Origin of the sequence: Brachyspira sp., assembly GCF_029258575.1 — a bacterium.
Lineage (GTDB): Bacteria > Spirochaetota > Brachyspiria > Brachyspirales > Brachyspiraceae > Brachyspira.
On sequence record NZ_JARHYI010000147.1, the window covers coordinates 13779 to 37556 of the forward strand.

20 protein-coding genes and 4 pseudogenes are annotated in these 23778 nt (G+C 26.1%); 11 read left to right on the plus strand and 13 right to left on the minus strand.

The window, feature by feature from the left end; genetic code table 11:
* Window positions 1-24: 24 nt before the first annotated feature.
* Complete coding sequence (locus Q1J76_RS11650) at window positions 25-762, plus strand: WecB/TagA/CpsF family glycosyltransferase (protein WP_300370554.1); 738 nt, start codon at window positions 25-27, stop codon at window positions 760-762.
* Window positions 763-798: 36 nt separating this feature from the next.
* Window positions 799-957 (plus strand): annotated as a pseudogene (locus Q1J76_RS11655) (hypothetical protein); the annotation flags it as partial.
* Between the two features lie 217 nt (window positions 958-1174).
* Here the strand turns inward: Q1J76_RS11655 and Q1J76_RS11660 are convergent.
* From Q1J76_RS11660 to Q1J76_RS11675, 4 genes are all read right to left on the minus strand, one after another.
* Window positions 1175-2215, minus strand: a complete 1041-nt coding sequence (locus Q1J76_RS11660; protein ID WP_300370557.1) for a tetratricopeptide repeat protein — start codon at window positions 2213-2215, stop codon at window positions 1175-1177.
* Window positions 2216-2233: 18 nt separating this feature from the next.
* The gene (locus Q1J76_RS11665) at window positions 2234-3268 is read right to left on the minus strand and encodes a tetratricopeptide repeat protein (protein ID WP_300370560.1); all 1035 of its coding nucleotides are present in this window, start codon (window positions 3266-3268) and stop codon (window positions 2234-2236) included.
* A 154-nt stretch (window positions 3269-3422) separates the two neighbouring features.
* Window positions 3423-4280 (minus strand): DUF368 domain-containing protein, encoded by an 858-nt coding sequence (locus Q1J76_RS11670; protein WP_300370563.1) that lies wholly within the window; start codon window positions 4278-4280, stop codon window positions 3423-3425.
* A 125-nt stretch (window positions 4281-4405) separates the two neighbouring features.
* Entirely contained in the window at window positions 4406-4789 is a 384-nt protein-coding gene (locus Q1J76_RS11675; RefSeq protein WP_300370566.1) for a RidA family protein, read from the minus strand.
* A gap of 185 nt (window positions 4790-4974) precedes the next feature.
* Here Q1J76_RS11675 and aroE point away from each other — a divergent pair, with 185 nt between their 5' ends.
* The 3 genes from aroE (at window position 4975) to Q1J76_RS11690 (ending at window position 7518) form a co-directional block, all read left to right on the plus strand.
* Window positions 4975-5826 carry a shikimate dehydrogenase gene (gene aroE, locus Q1J76_RS11680; protein WP_300370569.1) on the plus strand — a complete coding sequence of 284 codons (852 nt, stop codon included), beginning with the start codon at window positions 4975-4977 and terminating at the stop codon, window positions 5824-5826.
* A gap of 39 nt (window positions 5827-5865) precedes the next feature.
* A complete protein-coding gene (gene aroD, locus Q1J76_RS11685) occupies window positions 5866-6609 on the plus strand; it encodes a type I 3-dehydroquinate dehydratase (RefSeq protein WP_300370573.1) in 744 nt (247 codons plus the stop codon).
* A gap of 93 nt (window positions 6610-6702) precedes the next feature.
* On the plus strand, window positions 6703-7518 hold the full coding sequence (locus Q1J76_RS11690) for a leucine-rich repeat domain-containing protein (RefSeq protein WP_300370576.1): 816 nt from the start codon (window positions 6703-6705) through the stop codon (window positions 7516-7518).
* Between the two features lie 54 nt (window positions 7519-7572).
* On the opposite strand, the gene Q1J76_RS11695 is transcribed toward Q1J76_RS11690, so the two are convergent.
* The 3 genes from Q1J76_RS11695 to Q1J76_RS11705 form a co-directional block, all read right to left on the minus strand.
* On the minus strand, window positions 7573-8406 hold the full coding sequence (locus tag Q1J76_RS11695; RefSeq protein ID WP_300370579.1) for an amino acid ABC transporter substrate-binding protein: 834 nt from the start codon (window positions 8404-8406) through the stop codon (window positions 7573-7575).
* 225 nt (window positions 8407-8631) lie between these two features.
* Entirely contained in the window at window positions 8632-9405 is a 774-nt protein-coding gene (locus Q1J76_RS11700) for an amino acid ABC transporter ATP-binding protein (RefSeq protein ID WP_300370582.1), read from the minus strand.
* Window positions 9389-10039 carry an amino acid ABC transporter permease gene (locus Q1J76_RS11705; protein ID WP_300370585.1) on the minus strand — a complete coding sequence of 217 codons (651 nt, stop codon included), beginning with the start codon at window positions 10037-10039 and terminating at the stop codon, window positions 9389-9391. The genes Q1J76_RS11700 and Q1J76_RS11705 overlap by 17 nt, the downstream gene beginning before the upstream one ends.
* A gap of 457 nt (window positions 10040-10496) precedes the next feature.
* On the opposite strand from Q1J76_RS11705, the gene Q1J76_RS11710 reads away from it, so the two are divergent.
* Entirely contained in the window at window positions 10497-11891 is a 1395-nt protein-coding gene (locus Q1J76_RS11710; protein WP_300370588.1) for a DUF4132 domain-containing protein, read from the plus strand.
* A gap of 286 nt (window positions 11892-12177) precedes the next feature.
* On the opposite strand, the pseudogene Q1J76_RS11715 reads toward Q1J76_RS11710, so the two are convergent.
* A pseudogene (locus tag Q1J76_RS11715) lies at window positions 12178-12441 on the minus strand (SDR family NAD(P)-dependent oxidoreductase); the annotation flags it as partial.
* Window positions 12442-12522: 81 nt separating this feature from the next.
* Between Q1J76_RS11715 and Q1J76_RS11720 the strand changes: the two are divergent.
* From Q1J76_RS11720 to Q1J76_RS11735, 4 genes are all read left to right on the plus strand, one after another.
* Complete coding sequence (locus tag Q1J76_RS11720) at window positions 12523-12810, plus strand: hypothetical protein (protein ID WP_300370591.1); 288 nt, start codon at window positions 12523-12525, stop codon at window positions 12808-12810.
* A 153-nt stretch (window positions 12811-12963) separates the two neighbouring features.
* Entirely contained in the window at window positions 12964-14022 is a 1059-nt protein-coding gene (locus Q1J76_RS11725; RefSeq protein ID WP_300370594.1) for a DNA adenine methylase, read from the plus strand.
* A 124-nt stretch (window positions 14023-14146) separates the two neighbouring features.
* Window positions 14147-14680 (plus strand): 5-bromo-4-chloroindolyl phosphate hydrolysis family protein, encoded by a 534-nt coding sequence (locus Q1J76_RS11730; RefSeq protein WP_300370597.1) that lies wholly within the window; start codon window positions 14147-14149, stop codon window positions 14678-14680.
* Window positions 14681-14708: 28 nt separating this feature from the next.
* Entirely contained in the window at window positions 14709-15932 is a 1224-nt protein-coding gene (locus Q1J76_RS11735) for a toxic anion resistance protein (protein ID WP_300370600.1), read from the plus strand.
* An 85-nt stretch (window positions 15933-16017) separates the two neighbouring features.
* Here the strand turns inward: Q1J76_RS11735 and blaOXA are convergent.
* From blaOXA to Q1J76_RS11750, 3 genes and pseudogenes are all read right to left on the minus strand, one after another.
* A pseudogene (gene blaOXA, locus Q1J76_RS11740) lies at window positions 16018-16844 on the minus strand (class D beta-lactamase).
* A 131-nt stretch (window positions 16845-16975) separates the two neighbouring features.
* Window positions 16976-18361, minus strand: a complete 1386-nt coding sequence (locus tag Q1J76_RS11745) for a sodium-dependent transporter (RefSeq protein WP_300370603.1) — start codon at window positions 18359-18361, stop codon at window positions 16976-16978.
* A 30-nt stretch (window positions 18362-18391) separates the two neighbouring features.
* Entirely contained in the window at window positions 18392-18946 is a 555-nt protein-coding gene (locus tag Q1J76_RS11750) for an OmpA family protein (protein ID WP_300370606.1), read from the minus strand.
* 235 nt (window positions 18947-19181) lie between these two features.
* On the opposite strand from Q1J76_RS11750, the gene ppdK reads away from it, so the two are divergent.
* Window positions 19182-22199 (plus strand): pyruvate, phosphate dikinase, encoded by a 3018-nt coding sequence (gene ppdK / locus Q1J76_RS11755; RefSeq protein ID WP_300370609.1) that lies wholly within the window; start codon window positions 19182-19184, stop codon window positions 22197-22199.
* 104 nt (window positions 22200-22303) lie between these two features.
* Here ppdK and selD read toward each other — a convergent pair whose 3' ends face one another.
* Window positions 22304-23359 (minus strand): selenide, water dikinase SelD, encoded by a 1056-nt coding sequence (selD, locus tag Q1J76_RS11760; RefSeq protein ID WP_300370612.1) that lies wholly within the window; start codon window positions 23357-23359, stop codon window positions 22304-22306.
* Window positions 23360-23699: 340 nt separating this feature from the next.
* Window positions 23700-23778, minus strand: a pseudogene (locus tag Q1J76_RS11765) (50S ribosomal protein L27); the annotation flags it as partial.

Consider the following 23778-nt stretch of genomic DNA (forward strand, 5'->3'; position numbering starts at 1 on the left):
TAATATAAAGGCTATAATTTTATTATGATAGAAAATAAATCCATTTTAGGAATAAGAATAGATAACTTCAAAGACAATATTGAAGAAATACTTGATTACCTTAAATATGGAAAAAATGTATTAATAATATCTTTGGATGTGCATCAATTACTGAAAATAAGATATAATAAAAAATTGAAAGAAATAATTAAAAATGCTTCTTTAGTAATTGCTGCACATCCATCTATAGCCAAAGCATATAAATTTATCCATAAAGAAGAAATTAATTATATCAATGAATTTATTCTCTTTTCAAAGATAATGGATTATATAGAAAATAAAAATATGTCTATGTTTTTATTCGGAGATGAAGAGAAATACTTTTTTACTATTTCAGAAAAAATTAAAAAGATTTATCCAGGAATTTATATGCTTGGTAATTATCAAAATACTAAAAATAAAGAAGAATTGGATAAGGCTTTCATAGGATTCAAAAAAATAGAGCCTGATGTATTTCTTATACATATGGGATTAAAAAAATCTTTATATTGGTTTAATAATAATAAGCAAAATTTAGAAATGAAATTTTGTATACCTTTTAAAAAGCCATTGGATAGTTTTGCTGGTAAAATTAAGCCTCCTAGTATGGAAATACTAAATAAAGATAGAAATGAAAGATTCTTCCTCAAAAAAAATATATTTAGAATATTTTTATATTTTAACTATACTAGATTTTGGATATTGGTTTTCTTTGAAAAAATAACTTCTAAAAAAAATAAATAAAATAAATAATATTTATTAAAAAAATTTACATTCTTTGATGAAAGCTTTGATATAATTTTTCATACGGTATCAAATTGCTATATAGAATATGTTAGCCATGTATGGAAGGAATACTACAATGTTTTAAAAAACGAAAGTATTCTTATGTCAGGTTTTGATAAGGTATTAATTTTTTATTTAATGAAAATGAAATAAAAAAGAAACTTCTGTTTAATCCATTAAAAGATTAAGCATTATTAAATAAATCCATTGAAAATAATGACAGCATACAATTCTCTCATACAGCCGAAGAACAAATCAGAGAACAATTAAAAGCAGGATTTAAAATTATAAATATTTATTAAGATACCAATGGATATGGCTTACTTCATGAATATACCTACTTATTGGGCAACCTTATCTCAAAAGTTATTTAATTTATAGTAAGTAATGTTTCCTGTAAAGCCTGCATATATTCTCTAGCCTTTGATGCATTAGGATTAGAAGGATATTCTGATATAAAATTATCCAAAGCCTTATATGAATCTGCATATCTACCAACTTTGAAATATGATAATCCTATATAAAGCAAAGCTTCAGCATCTAAAGTATAAATATTATTAAGTCTTACTTTATTATAATAATCTATTGCTCTATTATAATTTTTTTCATTATAATAAGACTGTGCTATTCTAAATAAAGCATTTTCTGCATGCTCTGTTCTAGGGAATAATTCCGCTATTTTTGTATAATACATTCTTGATTTTGTATAATTAGTTTCTACAAAAGTTTTATGGGCCATTGCAGGTACTTGTATTAAATATGTTCTAACAACCTCATCATAATATACACTTGTTTTATTATATTTCAAGAAATCTTCATAAGTTTCAAAAGCTCTATCATATTCATTCATATTGAAATAAACTCTTGCCCTTCCAAGTACAGCTAATTCTCCGTCATATCTTAAAAAATAACTTAATGCCTCTCCATATTTCTTTTGCAAAAATAATTGATATCCATATTGTATATTTATTTTTGAAGCTATATCTGAATCCGATGCCTTTAAATTTTCCTGCAATTTGGACATTATATAAGGGTCAGCATGATTTTCTAATCTTGCTATATCAGCATAAGCTAAAATTGCATTTGTAGAATATACTGAGAAATTTGTATTATTAATAATACTAGTAAGTCTCTCTTTGGCCAAAGAATATTTTTTTAACTTTTTTAAAGAGTCAGCAACCATAAAATATGATTCTGCTATATTATTAACAGGTCTTGTTCTGCTATCTATAGACAAATATTCATTTAAATTATTAATAGCCTCTTGATAATTTTCTATTTCATAACTTCTCTTCCCCTTTTGAAAATATCTCTCTGGAGATGATAATGCTGCTACCTTAGTGATAAATACACCGCCTAATATTGCTACTATAGTGATAACTGATGCCAAAACGGCTGCATAAGTCTTCATAAAATCTATAAACTCCAATTATAAATCACTTAAAACTTGATTAATCCAAAAATTAACTTCTTTCGTATTATAAGATTTTATACGATTAAAAACATCTAATGAACTTTTCTTTTGTCCCATATTCTTATAACACTTTCCAAGAAGCATATTAATATCATAGTACAAAGTTCTATTAATATTTCTTCTAGATACAGGCTCCAATATAGAGGCTGCTTTAGAATAATTTCCTCTTTTAAACTCTGCCAATGCTCTATTATATTCATTTTTATAATTACTATAATCACTGCTGCTGCTATTTCTGGAATTTCCATTTTTTACTGTATTATTTGTAGATGAATATGTATTAGTAACAGCATATGTATTAGTAACAGCATACATATTAGTAAAAGCATATGTATTAGTTAATGAATAAGTATTCGTAACTGAATATGTATTGGTTACTATAACAAAATTAGTTACATAATTCAAATTATTAGTAATATTTTCTATAATTTCAATATTATTAGAAGTATTATTTGTAGTTATATTGATGTTATTATTTGTATCTATATTATTATAATTTAAATTATTTGTGCTTATTCCATTAAATGATATCGAAGAAGTATCAACATTTTCTTTACCATTGTAAAAACTCAAATCATCTATATATGAAACTACAGCATAATAATATGTAGAACTAATTATAGGTCTATCATATACAATATATGTTTTGGAATCATTAGTTGCCTTTATATAATCTACTATAGCAGAATCTACAAAAGATGATTTACCTATTATAGGACTTTTACTTCTATATACATAATATATTAAATTATCATCTTTTATTCCTTCCCATTGTATTGATAATACATTACTATTGGTATCTGAAGATGAAACTTTCATTTTAGTTACAAATCTTTCAGCATTAGGAAGATTATTCAAAAAATTTTCATCATAATAATAGTTAGATGAAGTTTGAGTATATAAAGCATTAATTGATACATAAAAAAACATTATGCCTATAAATGCAAATATTAAATAAATACCATTTTTTTTATTCTTTATTTTCTTCATACAATTATCCTGTATATTCTATAAAAATTCTCGGAAATAATATATATAAAATTTAATATACTGAAACAGTTGAAAATACCAATAAATTATTAAAAAAATAAAAAAGCTGGAAAATTAAATTCCCAGCTTATAATTTATTAAAATATATTTATGATTATATTTTTTCCATAGCTATAGCAACTAAAAAACCAACACACATAGATATAACAGTGCAAACAAGTGTAGAAATACTTAAAGATGTAATATTAGGCCATAAACTCAAAAATGATACTATTATGATTCCAAGTACAAAACCAAATAAAATAGATTTATACTTTTGAATAAGTACTGTTACAAGTTTAGATATTGTAAAGATTCCTATAACTACACCAACTCCTAAAAAGATTAAAGGTATCAAAAGCTGCAAATTAAAAGTATCCAAAAATGAAGATATAAAATTGGATATATTTTCATATTCTCCTAAGATAAGAAGTAATAAAGAACCTGATATTCCTGGTATTACCATAGCAACAGCAGCAGCTATCCCACATAAAAATAATTTTATACCATAAAGTATAGAAAAATTACCAGAATAAGTTGTTTCTCCTACAGGCTTATTTATATCAAAATATACAAATATAGCCATAATAAAAGCACCTATAAAAAATGCTATAAAAACTTTGAAATTAAACTCTTCTACAGTTTTAGTTATAAATGGGAAAGAACCCAATATAAGCCCAACAAAGAATATTTTTGTAGGTATAGGATAATAAGTAAATGAATAATTAATAAGTTTTAAAAATAATACTATAGAAATAGCAGCACCAAAAGCAATAGGAATTAATACTTTGAGACTTTCTTTAATCTCGTCCCATTTTAATTTTATTAATGCATTAGGCAATATAGATATAGCATATGTTAATTTTTCATATATTCCAAGTACAAAAGCTATAGTGCCTCCTGATACTCCGGGTATGGCATTGGCAATACCTATAGCCATTCCTTTTATAAAATATGATATATAGTTTCTCATGATTTCCTCTTAAATTATTAAAGATTTTTATAAAAAATTATATTAAGAAAGATAAATAAAATATGATAAAAGAAAAGTTAAAATAACCATGAATATATAATTCATGGCTATTATTAATAATATAATTAGCTTATAACAGCAACTATTTCAACTTCTACTAAAGCATCTTTAGGTAAAGATTTTATAGCAACAGTACTTCTTGCAGGAGGATTTTCTGGGAAATAAGTAGCATATACTTCATTAAAAGAAGCAAAATTAGACATATCAGTTAAAAAACAAGTAGTTTTAATAATATTAGACATAGTTAAATTTTCTGACTCTAAAAGACCTTTAATATTTTCCATTACTCTTTCTGTTTGTTTTTTAATATCGTTTTCTGCAATATCTCCGCTTACAGGATCCAAAGGTATTTGTCCTGATGCAAAAATAAAATTACCGCTTTTTACTGCCTGAGAATAAGGACCTATAGCCTGTGGAGCTTTGTGAGTTTTAATAATCTTTTTATCCATATATCGATTCTCCTTTTTATCTATAATATTAATTTTTTTTCGCTTTTTTATTATGTTAATTATAATTAACTTTTGGTAAAATATCAAGTAATTTATATACTATTTTTTTTATTTATGATCTATATTTGACAATAATTAAAATTATAATAATATTATTAAATATTATTATAATAGGTTTAATAAATATGATAATAAATGCAAAAACAACATTAATAGGTCTATTTGCTTCGCCTTCAAAACATAGTATATCACCAACTATGCATAATGAAGCTTTTAATAAATTAAATCTCAATTATGCATACTTATCTTTTGAAGTTGATAAGAATAATTTGAAAGACGCTGTAAATACAATAAAAACTCTAAATATGAGAGGGGCTAATCTATCAATGCCTAATAAAAAAGAGGTAATAAAATATTTAGATAATATTTCAGAAACAGCAGAACTTACTCAAAGCGTAAACACAATAGTTAATTATAATGGTATACTTACAGGATATAGTACAGACGGAGAAGGATTTATAAGATCTTTAGAAGAAGAACAGGTATTTATCAAAAATAAAAATATTACTATATTAGGTGCTGGAGGAGCTGCTATTGCTATAATATCTCAGGCTGCATTATATGGTGTGAAAGAAATATATGTATTTAAAAGAGATATAAATTGGAATGAGCAGAAAAAAATTATAGAAAATATTGCTGATAGAACCAATTGCTCTATAACTTTACACTCTTTGGAAGATAAAAAAACATTAAAAACAAAAATAGAAAATAGCTGTTTATTAATTAATGCTACAAGTGTAGGTATGAAAGAAGATATTTCATTGATAGAAGATGCATCTTTTTTTAGAAAAGATCTTATAGTAAGCGACTGTATATACAGCCCTCCAAAAACAAAACTTCTTAAAATAGCAGAAAGAGAAGGATGTAAAATTATTAATGGTATGGGTATGTTATTATATCAGGGTGCTTTGGCTTTTGAACTTTGGACTAATGAAAAAATGCCTGTAGAACATATAAAAAATATTATATTTAAATAATAAAATTACTATAAAAAGTGTATGCGGAGAAAATGATATATGGAAAATATAGTAAAAATAAAAAATGTAAAATTAGGTGATGGAATTCCTAAAATATGCATACCTATAGTTGAAAAAAATGAAAAAGATATAATTAAATATGTAAAAAAAATAAGTAAACTCCCTATTGATATTATAGAATGGAGAGCTGATTTTTTTATAGATGATATATCAAAATATAATAATGATTTTGAAGATATTATATCATTTTCAAAAGAGATTAAAAAGATCACAAACAAACCTATACTATTTACTTTGAGAAGTTCTAAAGAAGGTGGAAATATTAAATATAATGAAAATATTATAAGATTATATGAAAATATTATAGAAAATAAATGCTTTGACTTGATAGATTTAGAATTATTAACTTTAAAAGAATCTGATTTGAAAAAATTAATAAAATTTTCCAATTCTAATAATATAAAAACTATAATATCAAATCATGATTTCAATAAAACTCCTTCAAAAAAAGAAATAGTAGAAAGAATAAAAAAAATGATAAAATTAAAATGCGATATAGTAAAAGTAGCATATATGCCTAAAAACAAAAAAGATGTTATTACTCTATTAGATGCTTCAAGTGAAATTAAAAATTATCCTATTATAGCAATATCTATGGGGGATATTGGAATTATAACTAGAATATTTGGTTCTGTATTAACATTCGCATCGGCAAAACATTCATCTGCCCCTGGACAAATAGAATCTATGAAACTTAAATATATATTAGATAGTATTTATTAAAAAAATTAAATTTATTTTTAATGATATGACAAAATCTGTCATGAGATTCTACTATAATTAGTAATATAATTAATTATAAGGAGAATCTATAAAATGATAAATAAAAATGAATTGAATAATCTCTATGACTTCTTCAAAAATAATAATATTAGTAAATACATTCATTATAATTATCAAAAATTGTTAAATATAAAAAAATTAGATTTAAGTTCTTTAAAATTAACATATTTACCTAAAGAAATTAATATATTAAAAAACCTCGAAGATTTGGATATATGCAATAATAGTATAGAAGAAATACCTGATACTATATGCGAATTGCAAAACTTAAAATATATTGATATTAGTTTCAATAAAATAAAAAAATTACCTAAAAAAATAATATGCTTACAAAATATAGAAGAAATAGATATCTCTTATAATATATTTAAATCTTTTCCTAAAGAAATACATTTTTTTAAAAAATTAAAAATAATGAATCTATCAGGATATTCTCTAAATAATATACCAGAAAAAACATTTAATTTAAATGATTTAGAAGAATTAGATTTCTCAAATAATAATATTAAAACAATACCTAATGAAATCTTAAAATTACAAAATTTAAAAAAACTATATTTAAACAATAATAATATAATGGAAATTCCAGAAAATATATCAAAATTATCAAATTTAAAAGTTCTATCTTTAAAAGGCAATAATATAAAATATATAAATGATAATATAGGAAAATTAATAAATCTGGAAGAGTTTTATTTAAGCAGTAAATATGATATAGAAATAAATAATAGTTTTTATTCTTTAGAAAATTTAAAAAAATTATATTTAGAAGGTAATTTCAAATATTCAGCAAATGATATTTCTAAATTAAAAAAATTAAAATATATATACATCAATAATTTAAAATAAAATATACAAAGAGGTGCATATTATATATACGCACCTCTTTTATAAAAATATATTTTATTTTACAACAATATCTTTAGAAAACCATTTTTCAGAAATCTCAGCGGCTTTACCATCAGCTTTCATTTCATCTAATATTCTATTAATTTCGTCTAAAAGTTTAGCATCAGATTTTCTAAATCCTATACCATATAATTCTTCTGTTAAAGGCGAATTATCCACAACTATAAAAGGGGCTTTTTTCTCTGATATATAGTACTGAGCTGCAACCTCATCTATGATAACAGCATCTATTCTTTTAGCCTGCAAATCTAAAAATGCATTAACATTAACATCATATCTTCTAATTTCTTTAGCACTTTTACTTGAAGGATCAGCCGTCAAAGCTTCATCATTACTTCCAACCTGAACACCTAAAATCTTTCCTTCTAAATCATCTTTAGAATTAATTGTTATATCATCAATAGCTTTTACAATAACAAGTCTATTATTAAGATAAGGTTTTGAAAAATTAATTTGCTGTTTTCTAGCATCATTTATAGTAACTCCATTCCAAAGTACATCAACATCACCTTTATTCAAGCTTAATATAGAGCTGGACCATTCTATAGGTTTTATTTCTAATTGAACGCCGAGTCTTATAGCTACCTCTCTAGCTAAGTCTATATCAAAACCTACTACTTCACCTTTTTCATCTCTAAATCCCATAGGGGCAAAGGTATCATCTAAACCTAAAACAAATTTTCCTGAATCTTTTACTTTCTGCAATGAATTATCATTTTCAGAAACAGTATTTTCTGCATTATTATTGTTGTTGTCATTATTATTGCCGCCACAGCTAATAATAAATGCAGAAATAATCAATAATAAAAAAGTTAATATTCGTTTCATAATTGTCTCCTTAAAATGTTTTGAATATTATTTATAATTTAATAATTAGAATTTTATTAATGTTTGAAAGTGTAGTAATAATTATATTTTAGACATAGACTGCCCATAGTAAAAGAACTCCCTAACACTCTTTCAATTACTGTATATTGTATTACTATTAAAAAAAATGTCAATATTAATAAGGTAAATAATAAAATAAATTTAATTATTTAAATCAAATTTATTTTATTTGTGGAATACCTTATTCAAAAAATCTTTAATTCTATCATTACTTTGATTATTAAAAAAATTATCAGCAGTATCCATAGCAATAATCTTACCACCGTCCATAAATGCTATATTTGTAGATAATTCATGCACAAAACTCATCTCATGACTTACAACTATCATAGTCATTTTTTCTTTTGCAAGCTCTTTTAATACGGTAAGCACCTCTCCTATCAATTCTGGATCCAATGCAGAAGTAGGTTCATCACAAAGAAGAATTTCAGGTTTCATAGCTAATGCTCTGGCAATTGCAACTCTCTGCTTCTGTCCACCTGATAATTCATTAGGATAACTGTCTTTTTTATGTTTAAGTCCTACACTATCGAGAAGTTTTAAAGCTTCTTCTATAGCCTCATCTATATTTTGCTTTTTTACTATAATAGGAGCTTCTATAATATTTTCCAATGCTGTTTTATGAGGAAATAAATTAAAATGCTGAAATATCATGCCTATTTTTTCCTTGCGTTTCATAAAGTCAGAATGCAAAATATTTAATGCCTTCTCCCCTTCCCTTTTACAAAATAAAACTTCATCATCTATATAAACCTCTCCGTAATCAGGTTCTTCTATCTGTATAATGTTCCTTAAAAGAGAGCTTTTTCCAGCCCCTGATGGTCCTATAATAGAAAGTATATCCCCTTTATTAACTGTGAATGATACTCCGTTTATAGCTGAAGTACCTTTATAATGTTTTTTTATGTTTAGAACTTTTAAATTAGTTTCTGATGACATACTTTTTCTCCAATTGTCTGAATACAAATACAAGAACAGAAGTAAATAATAAATATATAATACCTGCTATTAAAAATGGAAGAAGTTTATAATCCCTTGTTAGTATCTGTCTAGCATGAAGCATCAAATCGCCTATACCCAAAACTATAACTAAAGCTGTATCTTTTACCAAGTTAATAGCTTCATTAGATAATGGAGGAAGAACTCTTCTTATAGCCTGAGGTAAAATTATCCTAGTCATAATCTGCCTGTAACTAAGATTAAGTGCAAAGCCTGCTTCATACTGTCCTTTCTCTATACTTTCAATACCAGCTCTGAATATCTCCATAAGATAAGCTGAATAATTAAAAACAAAAGTTATTGCTGCAGATGTAAATGCAGGAAAAGCTATCATATTATTAGTCATAAGAGGAAGTCCATAATAAAAAAAGATAAGCTGAAGTATTAATGGAGTGCCTCTAAATATCCAAGCATATATATCAAAAATATATCTCACAAATTTTGGAGAACTAAATTGTAAAGCAGCAAAAATCATAGATAAAGGCAAAGAAAATATTGCTGTTACAAAATATAAAGATAAAGTTGTATATGTTCCCTTAAGTAAGTACAAAGTAGTAGATATTACATAATCCATAAATAAAACCAACAATTCATAATAATTTTGAAGTTATTAAGCTAGCATTATAATACTATTTATAAAAATATCAATAAAAAAAGATTTTAGATTATGGTTTTTCATATTATATGCTAATATTTTTGGTCTTGACAGTAAAATATATTTACACTAATAGCAAATTTATAAATATCAAAAATAATCTATGAATTGATAGGACAAAAATTTGATGATTAATAAATAGTGATTATTTACTGAAAAATACTAATAAAATATGGAATTAAAAAACTTCCTCTTTTTTTATTTCAAATAATATTTTTAATTAATTTATAAGCATATAAAAATTGTTATTATGATATAAATAAAGAATGTCATTTAAAATTTCAATTCACTCATTATTTATAAAATAAAAAATTAAATTTGATTATTGATTTTATTTTATAAATAATATATTTTGTATTAAATTATTTTAAAGGTAATGATTATGCTTTCATTAGAAGAAATTAATAATATAGTAGATAAAAATTATAATAAAAAATTTGATAGAACAACTTCATTCATAGATGATGATTTAATATCAAATGTATATATAAAAGATAAAAGTTCTTTAGTATCATCTAAAGTAATAAGATATATTTTAGGGGAGTATTTGGATATTAAAGAGGCTTATAGATTAAGAAATGCTGATATTATATGTAATTCATTAAACAGAGATAGTTTAAATGAAGCACTTGAAAATGTATATAGAAATTGGAATGAGGATAATAAAACCAAATCAATACTTTATCCGTACTGCATATTTGCAGATAATATACAACTTGATAATTTATATAAAAGAGCCAAAGATATTGCAAGCACAAGATTTAAATTGGCAAGCACTATGTTTGAGGCTATTGCTTTGAGCGGCAGTAAAAAGGGACTAGGACTTGTTTATGAGGCTTCAAGAAAATTCAAACAAGCAAGCATAAAGAATACATGCTCATATATTTTAGAGGATATTACTAAAAAGCTTGGAATAAGTAAAGAGGCTTTTGCTGATAAGATTATACCAGATTTTGGTTTCAATAAAGAAGGAATTAGAATCATAGAAGGTGATGATAAAAAAATCAAAATAACTTTAAAATCAGACTTTACTATATCTATATTCGATGAAATAAAAAACAAAGAATACAAGACTCTTCCTAAAGATTTTCCACCTGTTCCTAAAAAGGAATTATCAAAATTAAAAAGCGAAATCAATAAAATGCTTAAAACTCAATCGGAGCGTCTACAATTAGTATTAATGGACGGCAGGAAATGGATTTTAAAAGATTGGAAGGAAATATTTTTTGACAATCCTTTCATGAAGGCATTTGCTGTTAAGCTTATTTGGGGAGTATATGATAAAGATGATAAATTATTAAACAGTTTCAGATATATGGAAGATGGTTCATTTAATAATGCTGATGATGAGGAAATATCAATAAATGATGATGTTTTAATAACTTTATTAAGTCCTATGGAAACAGATAAGACTACCATAGAGAAATGGAAGAATCAGCTTACAGATTATGATATAGTTCAGCCTTTCAATCAATTATCATTAGAAACTAAAGAGGATTTAATATCAAAAATACCTGAAAGTACAATAGTAGGAAATATTAAGAGTGCTGTTCAGAAATTAGGTATGGATAAAAATGATGGTGATGGCGGATTCATAGATGGTTTCTCATTATACGATTCTTATAAAAAAGCTGAAATATACATTGAACTTTCTAATTTCTATTATGGTTCAGGAAATAATGATACTACTGATATAAAGATACATTTTAGAAATGCTGATGAGAGATTTGAGTACGGAGCTTATTTGATATTGTCTGATTATTTAAAATAAATTTTATATCATTATTAACGCACGGTAAATTAAACATTATATATCATTGAAATTATAATTAATATAGAATCTTAATCTTTAACACCCATTAATCGTGCGTTTAATAAAGTCACAAAATTTAAACATCACTGGGGCTGTTTATATTTCTAATTAGACCATAAAAATAATTAAATTTTATATTTCTAAATTAAGTAGTTTTGTATTATTTTTCTTTTTACTGTTATTTCAGCTGCCCAACCAATTTTTGATAAATTTTCTTCTTCATACCGCCCTTATAATTAATAATTTTTGTAATCTCATAAAGAACAACAGCACCTACTTTTAAAATTTCTAAAAAATCATCATAATTGCAATTACTTAAAAGACCTTTATTTTAATAACATGCATTATTTATCAAATAATCAATACTTACAAATTTTTCTACTATTTTATCTGTAAATGATTTTATATATTTTTCATTGTCTATAGTAGCATTTATAAACAAGCATTCTCTCACAATTTCTTTTATTTGTTTATATACTTTTAAACCATTTTCATTGTCTTTACCTATCAGTTAGCATCCCTATTATAATACAAACTTTATTTTTTATTTTTATCTCTGTTATTTAAAATTATAAAATTAAGTTTTCTGATGGACATTGCAGTAATATTACAGTTGGTGCATATTTCTATAAATAATGAACCTATAATAATGGCTCTTTTTTATTTTTTTCTTCATTCTGTGCTTTATCCAAATAATAGAATTTATCAAAATTCAGTATTTGTCTTTTTTATTATTATCAAAGTACAGCCTACGCATTCAGCATCAAGTTTATTTCTCCATTATATTGTATTCATTTCCAAATCGTATAAACATTCAAGTGAAATATCATCTCCCTGCATAGACAGACAGGATAATAGAGAAGTACCTTCAGAATAGTAATTTTTTTTCTCTAATACTTTTTTGATATATCTTTCAATTCTATTAATAATAAAAAAATTAATAAAAAAGAATATAAATTCATAATTAATAATTAGAAATATTATTAAAATTAAGTATAATAAAAAACTAATAATAACAGGTATAGCATTAATGAATTATATAGGAAGCAAATTATCACTATTAGATTTTTTATATGAATCAATTACTTCTATAATAGATGAAAACTGCAGTACTTTCTGCGATTTGTTTGCAGGAACAGGTATTGTAGGCAGGCATTTTAAATCAAAAAATTTTTCTATTATAGCTAATGATATTCAGTATTATAGTTATGTTTTGAATAAGCATTATATAGAGAATAATAAATATTTATCTTTTAAAAATCTTAATAATGAAATTGATAATTTAAAAAGAAAAAATATAAAAGAAAAGTATTCAATTGTATGCGAGTATTTGAATAATATACCTTATACAGAAGGATTTATTTATAATAATTATTCTCTTGGAGGCACTAAAGATAAAGAGCATAATAGAATATACTTTTCAGATGAAAATGCTATTAAATGCGATACTATAAGAATAAAAATAGAAGAATGGTTTCAAAATAAAAAAATAAATAAAAATGAATATTATTTTCTTCTAGCTAGTTTGCTTGAAAATATAGATAGATGTGCAAATACTGCATCTGTATATGGAGCATTTTTGAAAGCTATAAAAAAAACCGCTTTAAAAACTTTTGAATATAATCCATTGGAAATAGTTACAAGTAATAAAAAGCATAAAGTATATAATGAAAATGCCAATGAATTAATAGAGAATATTGAAACTGATATTTTATATTTAGATCCGCCTTATAACAGAAGACAGTATTCTGATAATTATCATATGCTTGAAACTATAGCAAAATACGATAATCCAGAAATAAAAGGAAAAACTGGACTTAGAAATGACAGGATAAAATCTCTATACTGCAGTAGATATGATGTTTATAAAATATTTGAAGATTTGATAAATAAAGCAAATGCTAAATATATATTTTTAAGCTATAATAATGAAGGGTTATTATCATTAAATGATATAAAAAGGATAATGTCTAAAAAAGGAGAGTATGGATTATTTAAAAAAGAGTATAGCAGATTTAAAGCAGATAGTAAAAGATATAATTCAACTTCAAAAATATTTGAATATTTACATTATATTATAGTTAAATAATACAAAAACAATCAATATCTTGAAAATATTATATTTATTTATTATAATTAATAATTAATAGTAAATATTTTACTTGATATTATACTTTATAGTTTTATTAATTTAGTTATTTAAAAGGATATATATGGCAAGAGATGAAGATGATTTTATTTTTCAAAAATTAAGACAGAATATACAAAGAAATTTCCCAAGAGAAGATGATTTCAATAATAATTTTAACAGACATATAGAAAATACTTATTCAAATAAAGACAGTTTAATAATTTTAGAAACAGAAAGAAATATAGACAAAATAAAAAATTTCTCTCAAAAAATAGATGATCCAGAACTAACACCTGCTTTAAAAGAAATGATAAGCATATTAAAAGAGATGGCAGATTATTCTAAATCCAATAAAGAAGGGGAAAAGAAATTAGAAAAAATAAATGAATATCATCTTCCTACAGCTGTAAAAATGCTCAATTCATATATAGACTTCTGCAATTTTCCCGTAAAAAATGCTAATATGGAAAAAACGGCACAGGAAATAGAAGATGTTATAATAAAATTAAATGGAGCATTGAAAAAAATGCTTGTAGAGATGAATCAGAATAAATTAATAGATATAAATAGCGATATAGATGTATTAAAAAACATGCTTGATAAAGATGGTTATTAATAAAAAAATTAAAAATTGGAGAGATTTTATGGAAAATAATAACTTAGAAAATAATCAACAGCCTAATAATATTCAAGACCAGAATATTGTAAATGCCCAGCCAGTGCAACCAAATGCAATGCCTAATAATATGAAAGTGCAAAACTTTGTAAATGCACAGAATTATCAGCCTCAGAATTCAGCACAGCAAGTATTTAATGATATTAAAAATGTTTCAAATAATCAATTTACACCTGAGAATTTGGCAAAAATAAATGAAGTACAAAATAGTATTAATTTACAGGACTCAGTATCTATAATGTCTTATGGATCAGCAGCTCAAAATAAAATGATACAGTTTTCTGAAAATACTTTAAGCAATGTTATGAATAAAGATTTAGGCGAAGTAGGAGATGCTATTACTGATGTTATAACAGAACTTAAAGGTTTTGATATAGAAAATGAAACTAAAGGAAAAGGTTTATTGGGATTCTTTAAGAAAGCCACTAATAATATTACTAAATTAAAAACTAAATATACTAGTGTAGAAGCTAATATTGATAGTATTGTGAAAAATCTAGAAGCACATCAAAGAAATCTTCTAAAAGACATAAGTATTTTAGATCAAATGTATAATTATAATCTAGAATATTTAAAAGAACTTGAAATTTATATAGAGGCAGGAAAACAGAAACTTAATCATTTAATGACTAATGAAATACCTGCTTTAGAATCAAAGGCTATTGCAAGCAATATTGCTGAAGATGTACAAATGGCTAGAGATCTTAAAGATTTGGCTAATAGATTTGAAAAAAGAATACATGATTTAGAGCTTACAAAGACAATTTCTATACAAACAATACCTCAAATACGTTTGGTTCAGAATAATAATGTTATAATGGCAGAAAAAATTCAATCAACTATAACAAATACAATACCGCTTTGGAAGAATCAAATGGTTCTTGCTATAGGGCTTCATCATTCTAATGAGGCAGCAAAAGCACAAAGAGCAGTTACTGACACTACAAATGAGTTGTTAAGAAAGAATGCTGACATGCTTAAAACTTCTACTATAGAAACAGCTAAAGAATCAGAAAGAGGAATTATTGATATTGAAACTTTAAAACATACAAATCAGCAGTTAATATCTACTTTAGATGAGGTTATGAAAATACAGACTGAAGGCAGAGAAAAAAGAAGAGCGGCTGAGTTAGAACTTAGAAATATAGAAAATGAACTTAAAACAAAAATATTGAATATATCTAGAGAATAAATTTTATTTTCTAATAAAAGCAAAAAGTTCATCCGTATATTCTTTATATAGATGAGCTTTTTTTATTACATAGTAAAAATTAATATCATTTTAATAAACACATAGATTTAAAACTTTCTTTTACTATATTTATTCTTTTATATAAATCATCAGAACTTATATTATCAATATTCAAAGCAAATACATATATATTATTATTTTCTTCAAGCCACCCCACAAACCAGCCAATAGGTTCTGTTATCATATTTTCAGCATCGGCTAATCCTGTTTTACCATGCAAAATATAATTATCGGTTTTTTCTAAAATTGTAATATCTGAAACAGCCCTTTGTATTTCTTTAGAATACGGAAGCTCATTTTTTGCTAATTTAGTCAATAGTTTAACTTGCTCCAAAGCACTTATTTCTAAAGGTCCTTCAAGCCAAAAGTATCTACACTTTCACCTATATTTTTATTGCCGTAATCAAGTTTTTCTATATTTTCTTTCATTTTCTCAATGCCTATTCTTCTTGCCAACTCTTTATATGCTGGTACTTAAGAGTTTTTAATTGCATATCTCAAATTAGAGTCTTTAGCCCAAGATTCAAGAAAAACTTTTTCCCCATTATATTTATAAAATACTTCATCAACATCTTTAACAGCTTTCTCGTATAATCCTATTAAACTGTTAAAAATTTTAAATGTAGATGCAGGATAAAATCTTCGATTAGCTCTTTCTTTATTATGTATTATATATTTATCATCTTTTACATCATATATAACTAATGTACCTTCAGCATTATTTTCATTAAATATATTTTCTATCAATTGATTTTCTTCTGAAGTATTTATCTTTTTATTTGACTGAGTTTTATTTTTACAAGAAAACAATACAATTAATATTATTATATATATGACAAATATTTTTTTCATTATAATCCTTTAAAATATATTTATTATAATACTATCATTGAATATGTAATTAGCACATAGGCTTTTAACTAAAATATAATTGCTTAAAATAAAAAATCTCTTTATATTAATTTTTAATAATATTAATTTGTTTAAGATAATTTATTTATATAATCTATTATAAATATAGCAAGTACTATAAAAGGCAGAATATAAGAAACATAAAATCTAGCCCATTTAGGAAATTTCATTCCCTTTCCAGTGTCAGCTTCTTTTATAAAATTATTCCAACCCCAGCCCAATTCTCTTGTACAGAATATAAGTATTATTATTCCTCCTATAGGAAGAAAATTATTACTCACCAAGAAATCAAGTCCATCAGCTATGGTACTTCCCTCTCCTAAAGGTTTTATAAATGATAATAAATTAAAACCTAAAGCGGTAGGCAAACTCAATATAAATATACTTAAAGCAATTATTATAGTAGTTTTTTTACGAGGCATTTTAGTTTCAGACATAGTAAATGCAATTATATTTTCAAATACCGCTATTATAGTGGTTAATGCCGCCATTGATAAGAATAAGAAAAATAATGCTCCCCAAAGTCTTCCTAATACCATAGAATTAAATATATTAGGTAATGTCACAAAAGCTAATCCTGCACCTTCTCCAGGATTAATACCAAAAGAAAAAGTTGTAGGGAATATAACAAGTCCAGAAAGAATAGCTATTAAAGTGTCAAGCCCTACAACCATAATAGATTCTCCTGTAAGTGAATAGTCCTTATCTATATAACTTCCAAATATAGTCATAGCCCCAATACCTAAACTCAAAGTAAAGAAAGCCTGTCCTATTGCCGCATAAGCTATAGAGAAAAATCCTTTCAATCCTCCGCTGAACATCTTATTAAAATCAGGCAGTAAATAAAATTTTAGACCTTCTTTCGCATTAGGTAAAGTAACAGCTCTTATTATAAGAACAAAAAGTATAAGCAAAAGCAATGTCATCATCACTTTAGTAACCTTTTCAACTCCATTTTCAAGCCCCATCATACATACAAAAGTACCTATCACTATAGATATAGTCATCCATAATACTAAAGTAGAAGGCGAAGCAAGAACAGAATTAAAAAACTCCCCTATTTGCTGAGGATTAAGTCCCTGCAATTTACCAGCAGCCATAAAATAACAGTATGATAAACACCAGCCCGCTATAGTAGTATAAAACATCATAAGAAGCACGCATCCAAATAATTGAACATATCCTATAATATGCCATTTATGCCCATTCTTTTGAAGCACTTTATAGGAACCAGCCAAATCTCTTTTACCAGCCCTTCCCACCGAAAATTCCATTACAAGTATAGGAAGTCCCAATATTACAAGCGAAATTAAATAAAGTAAAACAAAAAGAGCTCCACCATACTTTCCTGTAATATAAGGAAATCTCCATACATTACCAAGACCTATAGCACATCCTGCCGAAACTAATAAAAATCCTAATCTACTTGAAAGTTTTTCTCTGTTATTATCATGCATAGTTACACACCCATTAAAATTATTAATATATTATTTAGACATTATCAAATTATTTATATAATTAGTATATATATTCAAATCATTACTATTTTCTATTAAAATAAATTCAACTCTTCTATTTTTTTCTATATCTTTATACTCACTTAGCAAATCCTGAAGTCCGTAATTAGTTAATTTATTGAAACTTCCATTTGTTATAGCTAAATATACATTATATGAACGACTATAAGATAAATCATCAAGATCTCTCCTGTTATATAGGTATAATATATCCTTTCTATCATTACCATTTATAATTTTTTTTTCTTCATCACTACTCATATGCCCTTCTATAATGATATTCATAACATTGGAGTTTTTAGTTATATTTCCTATATATTTCAAAGTCTTTGAATATTTTTTTGAATCTAATGCACTACTATTAAAATCAAAAAAGATTGTATTTGGAACTACTAAAACTTTACCTCTGTCAGTTTTTTTATATTTAATTTCTTTAGGCTTCTTATATGTAGATATTACAATTGCTCCATAAGCATTCAAAGCTATTATCAATATTAAAAATACTATATTTAACTTTTTTATCATACTAAAAAATCCTTTTTCTCACATTGCATAATTATACAATATATATAAAAAATTTAAATATTTTTATATTTGGTAGTTTATAAAAATGACATATTATTTTTTGTTTAAAAAATATGCAGATTAAAAAAAATAATGAAAATTTCATAATAAAATTGACAATAAGAAAAATAGCATTATACTATATAGTAATACTAATAACTTTAAATTTATATAAATATTTTAGAGGAGATTTATTATGGCATCAAAAAAGATGGTTTACTTCTTTGGTAATGGTAAATCTGAGGGAGCTAAAGAAACTAAAGCTCTTTTAGGAGGTAAAGGTTTGGGACTTGCTCAAATGACAGAAAGTAAAGTACCTGTACCTGCTGGATTTACAATAACTACTGAAGTTTGTGATTACTATTCAAAAAATAAGTCATATCCCAAAGGATTGGACAAACTTGTAGAAGAAAATATTAAAAAATTAGAAAAAGCTATGAATGCAGAATTTGGTAATCCTAAGAAACCTTTACTTGTATCCGTACGTTCTGGAGCTGCTATATCTATGCCTGGTATGATGGATACTATACTTAACTTAGGTATCAATGAAAAAGTAGTTGAAGGACTTATAGAAAAAACTAATAATTCTAGATTTGCTTGGGATGCTTATAGAAGATTTATACAGATGTTCGGCGATGTTGCTATGGGTGTTGATCATGATAAATTTGAAGAAATCCTTGATGAAAGAAAAAAAACTATAGCACCTAAAGTAGGAAAACCTGAAAAAGAGGTTAAAGATACTGATTTAGATGTTGAAGAATTAAAAATAGTTGTAGAAAAATATAAAGCTATGTATAAAGAAGAAAAAGGCGAAGAATTCCCAGAAGAGCCTAAAGTACAATTATGGCATGCTATTAATGCTGTATTTAGAAGCTGGAATAATCCTAGGGCTGAAGCATATAGAAAATTAAATGATATAAGAAACCTTTTAGGTACTGCTGTAAATGTTCAGTCTATGGTATTCGGTAATATGGGTAATACTTCTGCTACTGGAGTATGTTTCTCCCGCAACCCTTCCACTGGTGAAAATAAATTCTATGGAGAATTCTTAATTAATGCTCAGGGAGAAGATGTTGTTGCTGGTATTAGAACTCCTCAGGAAATTACATTGGAAGGAAGTTTGGAATGGGCTAAAAATAACGGTATAAGTGAAGAGGAAAGAAAAGAAAAATATCCTTCTCTTGAAGAGGTTATGCCTGATGTATATAAACAATTGGTTAATTATAAAAATCAATTAGAAAAATATTACAGTGATATGCAGGATATGGAATTTACTATACAGGAAGGAAAGCTTTATATGCTTCAAACTCGTAATGGTAAAAGAACTGCTGCTGCTGCTGTAAGAATTGCTGTTGAACTTGCTGAAGCTAAAATCATTTCTAAAGAAGAAGCTTTAATGAGAGTTAATCCTTCTGATTTGGATCAATTACTTCACCCAATGTTTGATCCTAATGCTAAAAAAGTTGCTAAAATACTTGCTAAAGGATTGAATGCTTCACCAGGAGCTGCTGTTGGTAAAGTAGTATTTGCTGCTGAAAGAGCTGAAGCTATGAAAGAGGCTGGAGAGCAGGTTATACTCGTTCGTATAGAAACTAGTCCTGAAGATATTAAAGGTATGAATGCTGCTGAAGGTATATTAACTGCTAGAGGTGGTTCTACTTCACATGCTGCTGTTGTTGCACGCGGTATGGGTAAATGCTGTGTGGCTGGATGCAGTGCATTAGAAATAGATTATGCAAATAAATGCATGAAAGTTGGAGAAGATATAGTTAATGAAGGCGATTATATCTCTATTGACGGTTCTACAGGCGAAGTTATGTTGGGTAAAATAGATACTAAAGACTCTGAAATGTCTGAAGACTTCAAAAAACTTATGCAATGGGCTGATGATAAGAGAAAAGAAAAGAAATTTGAAGTTCATACTAATGCTGACACTCCTCATGATGCTGAAATTGCTAGAAAATTCGGTGCTGAGGGTATTGGTTTATGCCGTACCGAGCATATGTTCTTTAATGCTGACAGAATTAAAAGTGTAAGACAGCTTATACTTGTTGCTGAAGAAGTTAAGCAATTAAAAGAAAAATTAGAAGCTGCTGAAAAAATTGGGGATAAAAAAACTATAGAGGAAATAGAACCTATATACAGAGAACCTAGAAAGCTTTATGATGATGCTTTAGAAAATATTCTTCCTATGCAAAGGGAAGACTTTATTGGTATATTCACTGCTATGAATGGATATCCTGTAACTGTAAGGCTTCTTGATCCTCCTTTGCATGAATTTATTCCTCATGAAGATTCTCAATTACAGGAACTTTCTAACGAAATGAATGTACCTTTTGAAAAACTTAAAGCAATAAGGGATTCTTTACATGAATTTAACCCTATGCTTGGTCATAGAGGCTGTAGACTTGGTATTACTTATCCCGAAATATATGATATGCAGGCTAGAGCTATTATTGAAGCTGCTGTTAGAGTTAAGAAAAATGGTGTAGATGTTCACCCTGAAATAATGCTCCCGCTTGTTGGTACTTTGAAAGAGCTTAAAATGATAAAAGATAGAATCATTAAAATAGCTGAAGAAGTATTTGAAAGAGAAGGTTCCAAAGTTGATTATAAAGTTGGTACTATGATAGAAGTTCCTAGAGCTGCTTTAGTTGCTGATAAAATAGCTACAGAAGCAGAATTCTTCTCATTTGGTACTAATGATCTTACTCAGATGGGAGGCGGTTTCTCAAGAGATGATGCAGGTAAATTCTTAAAAGATTATGTTGACAAAGAGATATATGAAAAAGATCCTTTCCAATCATTGGATCAAGAAGGTATAGGTGAGCTTTTGAGAATAGGTGTTACTAAGGGAAGAGCTACTAATAAAAAACTTATAGTTGGTATATGTGGTGAGCATGGAGGAGATCCTGCTACAGTTATGTTCTGTTACAATATAGGATTAAATTATGTAAGTTGTTCTCCATATAGAGTACCTATAGCAAGACTTGCTGCTGCTCAGGGAATAATAGGCGGTTCTAAATCAGCTAAGAAATCTGTTGCTAAAAAGGCTACTGCTAAAAAAACTACTGCTTCCACTAAAAAAGCAACAACTAAAAAGGTTAATACTAAAACAGCATCAGCTAAAAAAACAACTTCTAAGGTAAATGCTACGAAGAAGACTACTGCTAAAAAAACTCCTGCTAAAAAGACTTCAAGTAAGAAAAAATAACTTAATAAAATATTTATATAAATAGTTCTTAATAAGGGTTTACTTATAAAAAGTAAGCCCTTATTTTTATTAACTTTATATAAGAAATATAATTTTTAGAAATATTATTTTTTAAGATGTATATATTCTTTTTCTCTTTTTGTTACCTTTCCAATAATAGAAGCACAGTCAATACCTTCACGCCATAAATCAGCAAGCATATTTTCTGCATTCTCTTTATTAACACATATAAATAATCCACCTGAAGTTTGAGGATCAAAGGAAAGCATTTTTAAATTATAATCAACATTATTATCTACCAATATATTATCACCTACATAACGCATATTGGTAAAAGCTGCCCCAGGTATACAACCCATATCCAATACTTCATAAGTTTTATTAAACATAGGTAAAGCTGATGTATGAAGTTCTATATTAACATCACTTGCTTTAGCCATTTTATAAGCATGCCCAATAAGTCCGAACCCTGTAATATCGGTTGCACATTTTATATTATATTTATTCATAATAGAACATGCCTTTTTATTTAAAGTTTTCATAGAATCAAAAACATCTTCTATATCACTATCTTTTATAAGTCCCTGTCTCATAGCAGCCAAACAAGCTCCTGTACCAAGAGATTTTGTAAGTATTATAATATCCCCTTCTTCAGCAGCAGAATTGGTAGTAATTTTATTTGGATTAGCAAAACCTATAACAGCCATTCCATATTTTACTGTAGCATCAGTAATAGTATGTCCGCCAACTACCAATACTCCAGCCTCTGAAGCCTTATCCTGACCGCCTTTAAGCATATTGGCAAGTATATTCAAAGAATCATCTTTAGGAAACATAGTAATATTCAAAGCTAATTTAGGTTCTCCTCCCATAGCATAAATATCACTTATTGAGTTGCAAGCAGCAATTTGTCCAAATCCATAAGGGTCTGATATTACAGGAGGAAAATAGTCCACCGTAAATATTAATGCATTATCATCGGATATTTTATATACTCCAGCATCATCGCCTATATCCACATCTGAAAGTAAATTAGAATCAACTTTTATTTGCATAATTGGAGCGAGAGTCTTTTCAAGTAAATCAGGAGGTATTTTGGCAGAACATCCGCCTTCTAAAGCACATGATAATAATTCAATTTGTTCTTTTTTTTCTTCCATTTTTTATTATCCATTAATTTAATCATATTAACAAAAAAATTATATTAATAATATAATAAAATGTCAAATTAAGTTTTTCTAAGCACAACTATAAACTCTTCTGTCATTGTTTTAGATAATATTCCTTTTTTATTGGTAGGAGAATTTTTGGAGGGCATTCTTTTATTACTTATTATTCTTTTATATGTGAATAAATGTTTAAAATTTTCTTTTTCAAAACTTTCAACAATAAATTTATATTTACTTTGTTATAGAAATTTTATTAAAAATATAAAAAAATATCCCAACTGATAATAATAATTAATCAGCCGAGATATTAAATTTATATAAATAATTTTTATTATTCAGCAACAACTGAAATAGTTTTCTTTCCGAATTTGTTAGTATGGAACTTAACATAACCAGAAGCAGTAGCGAAT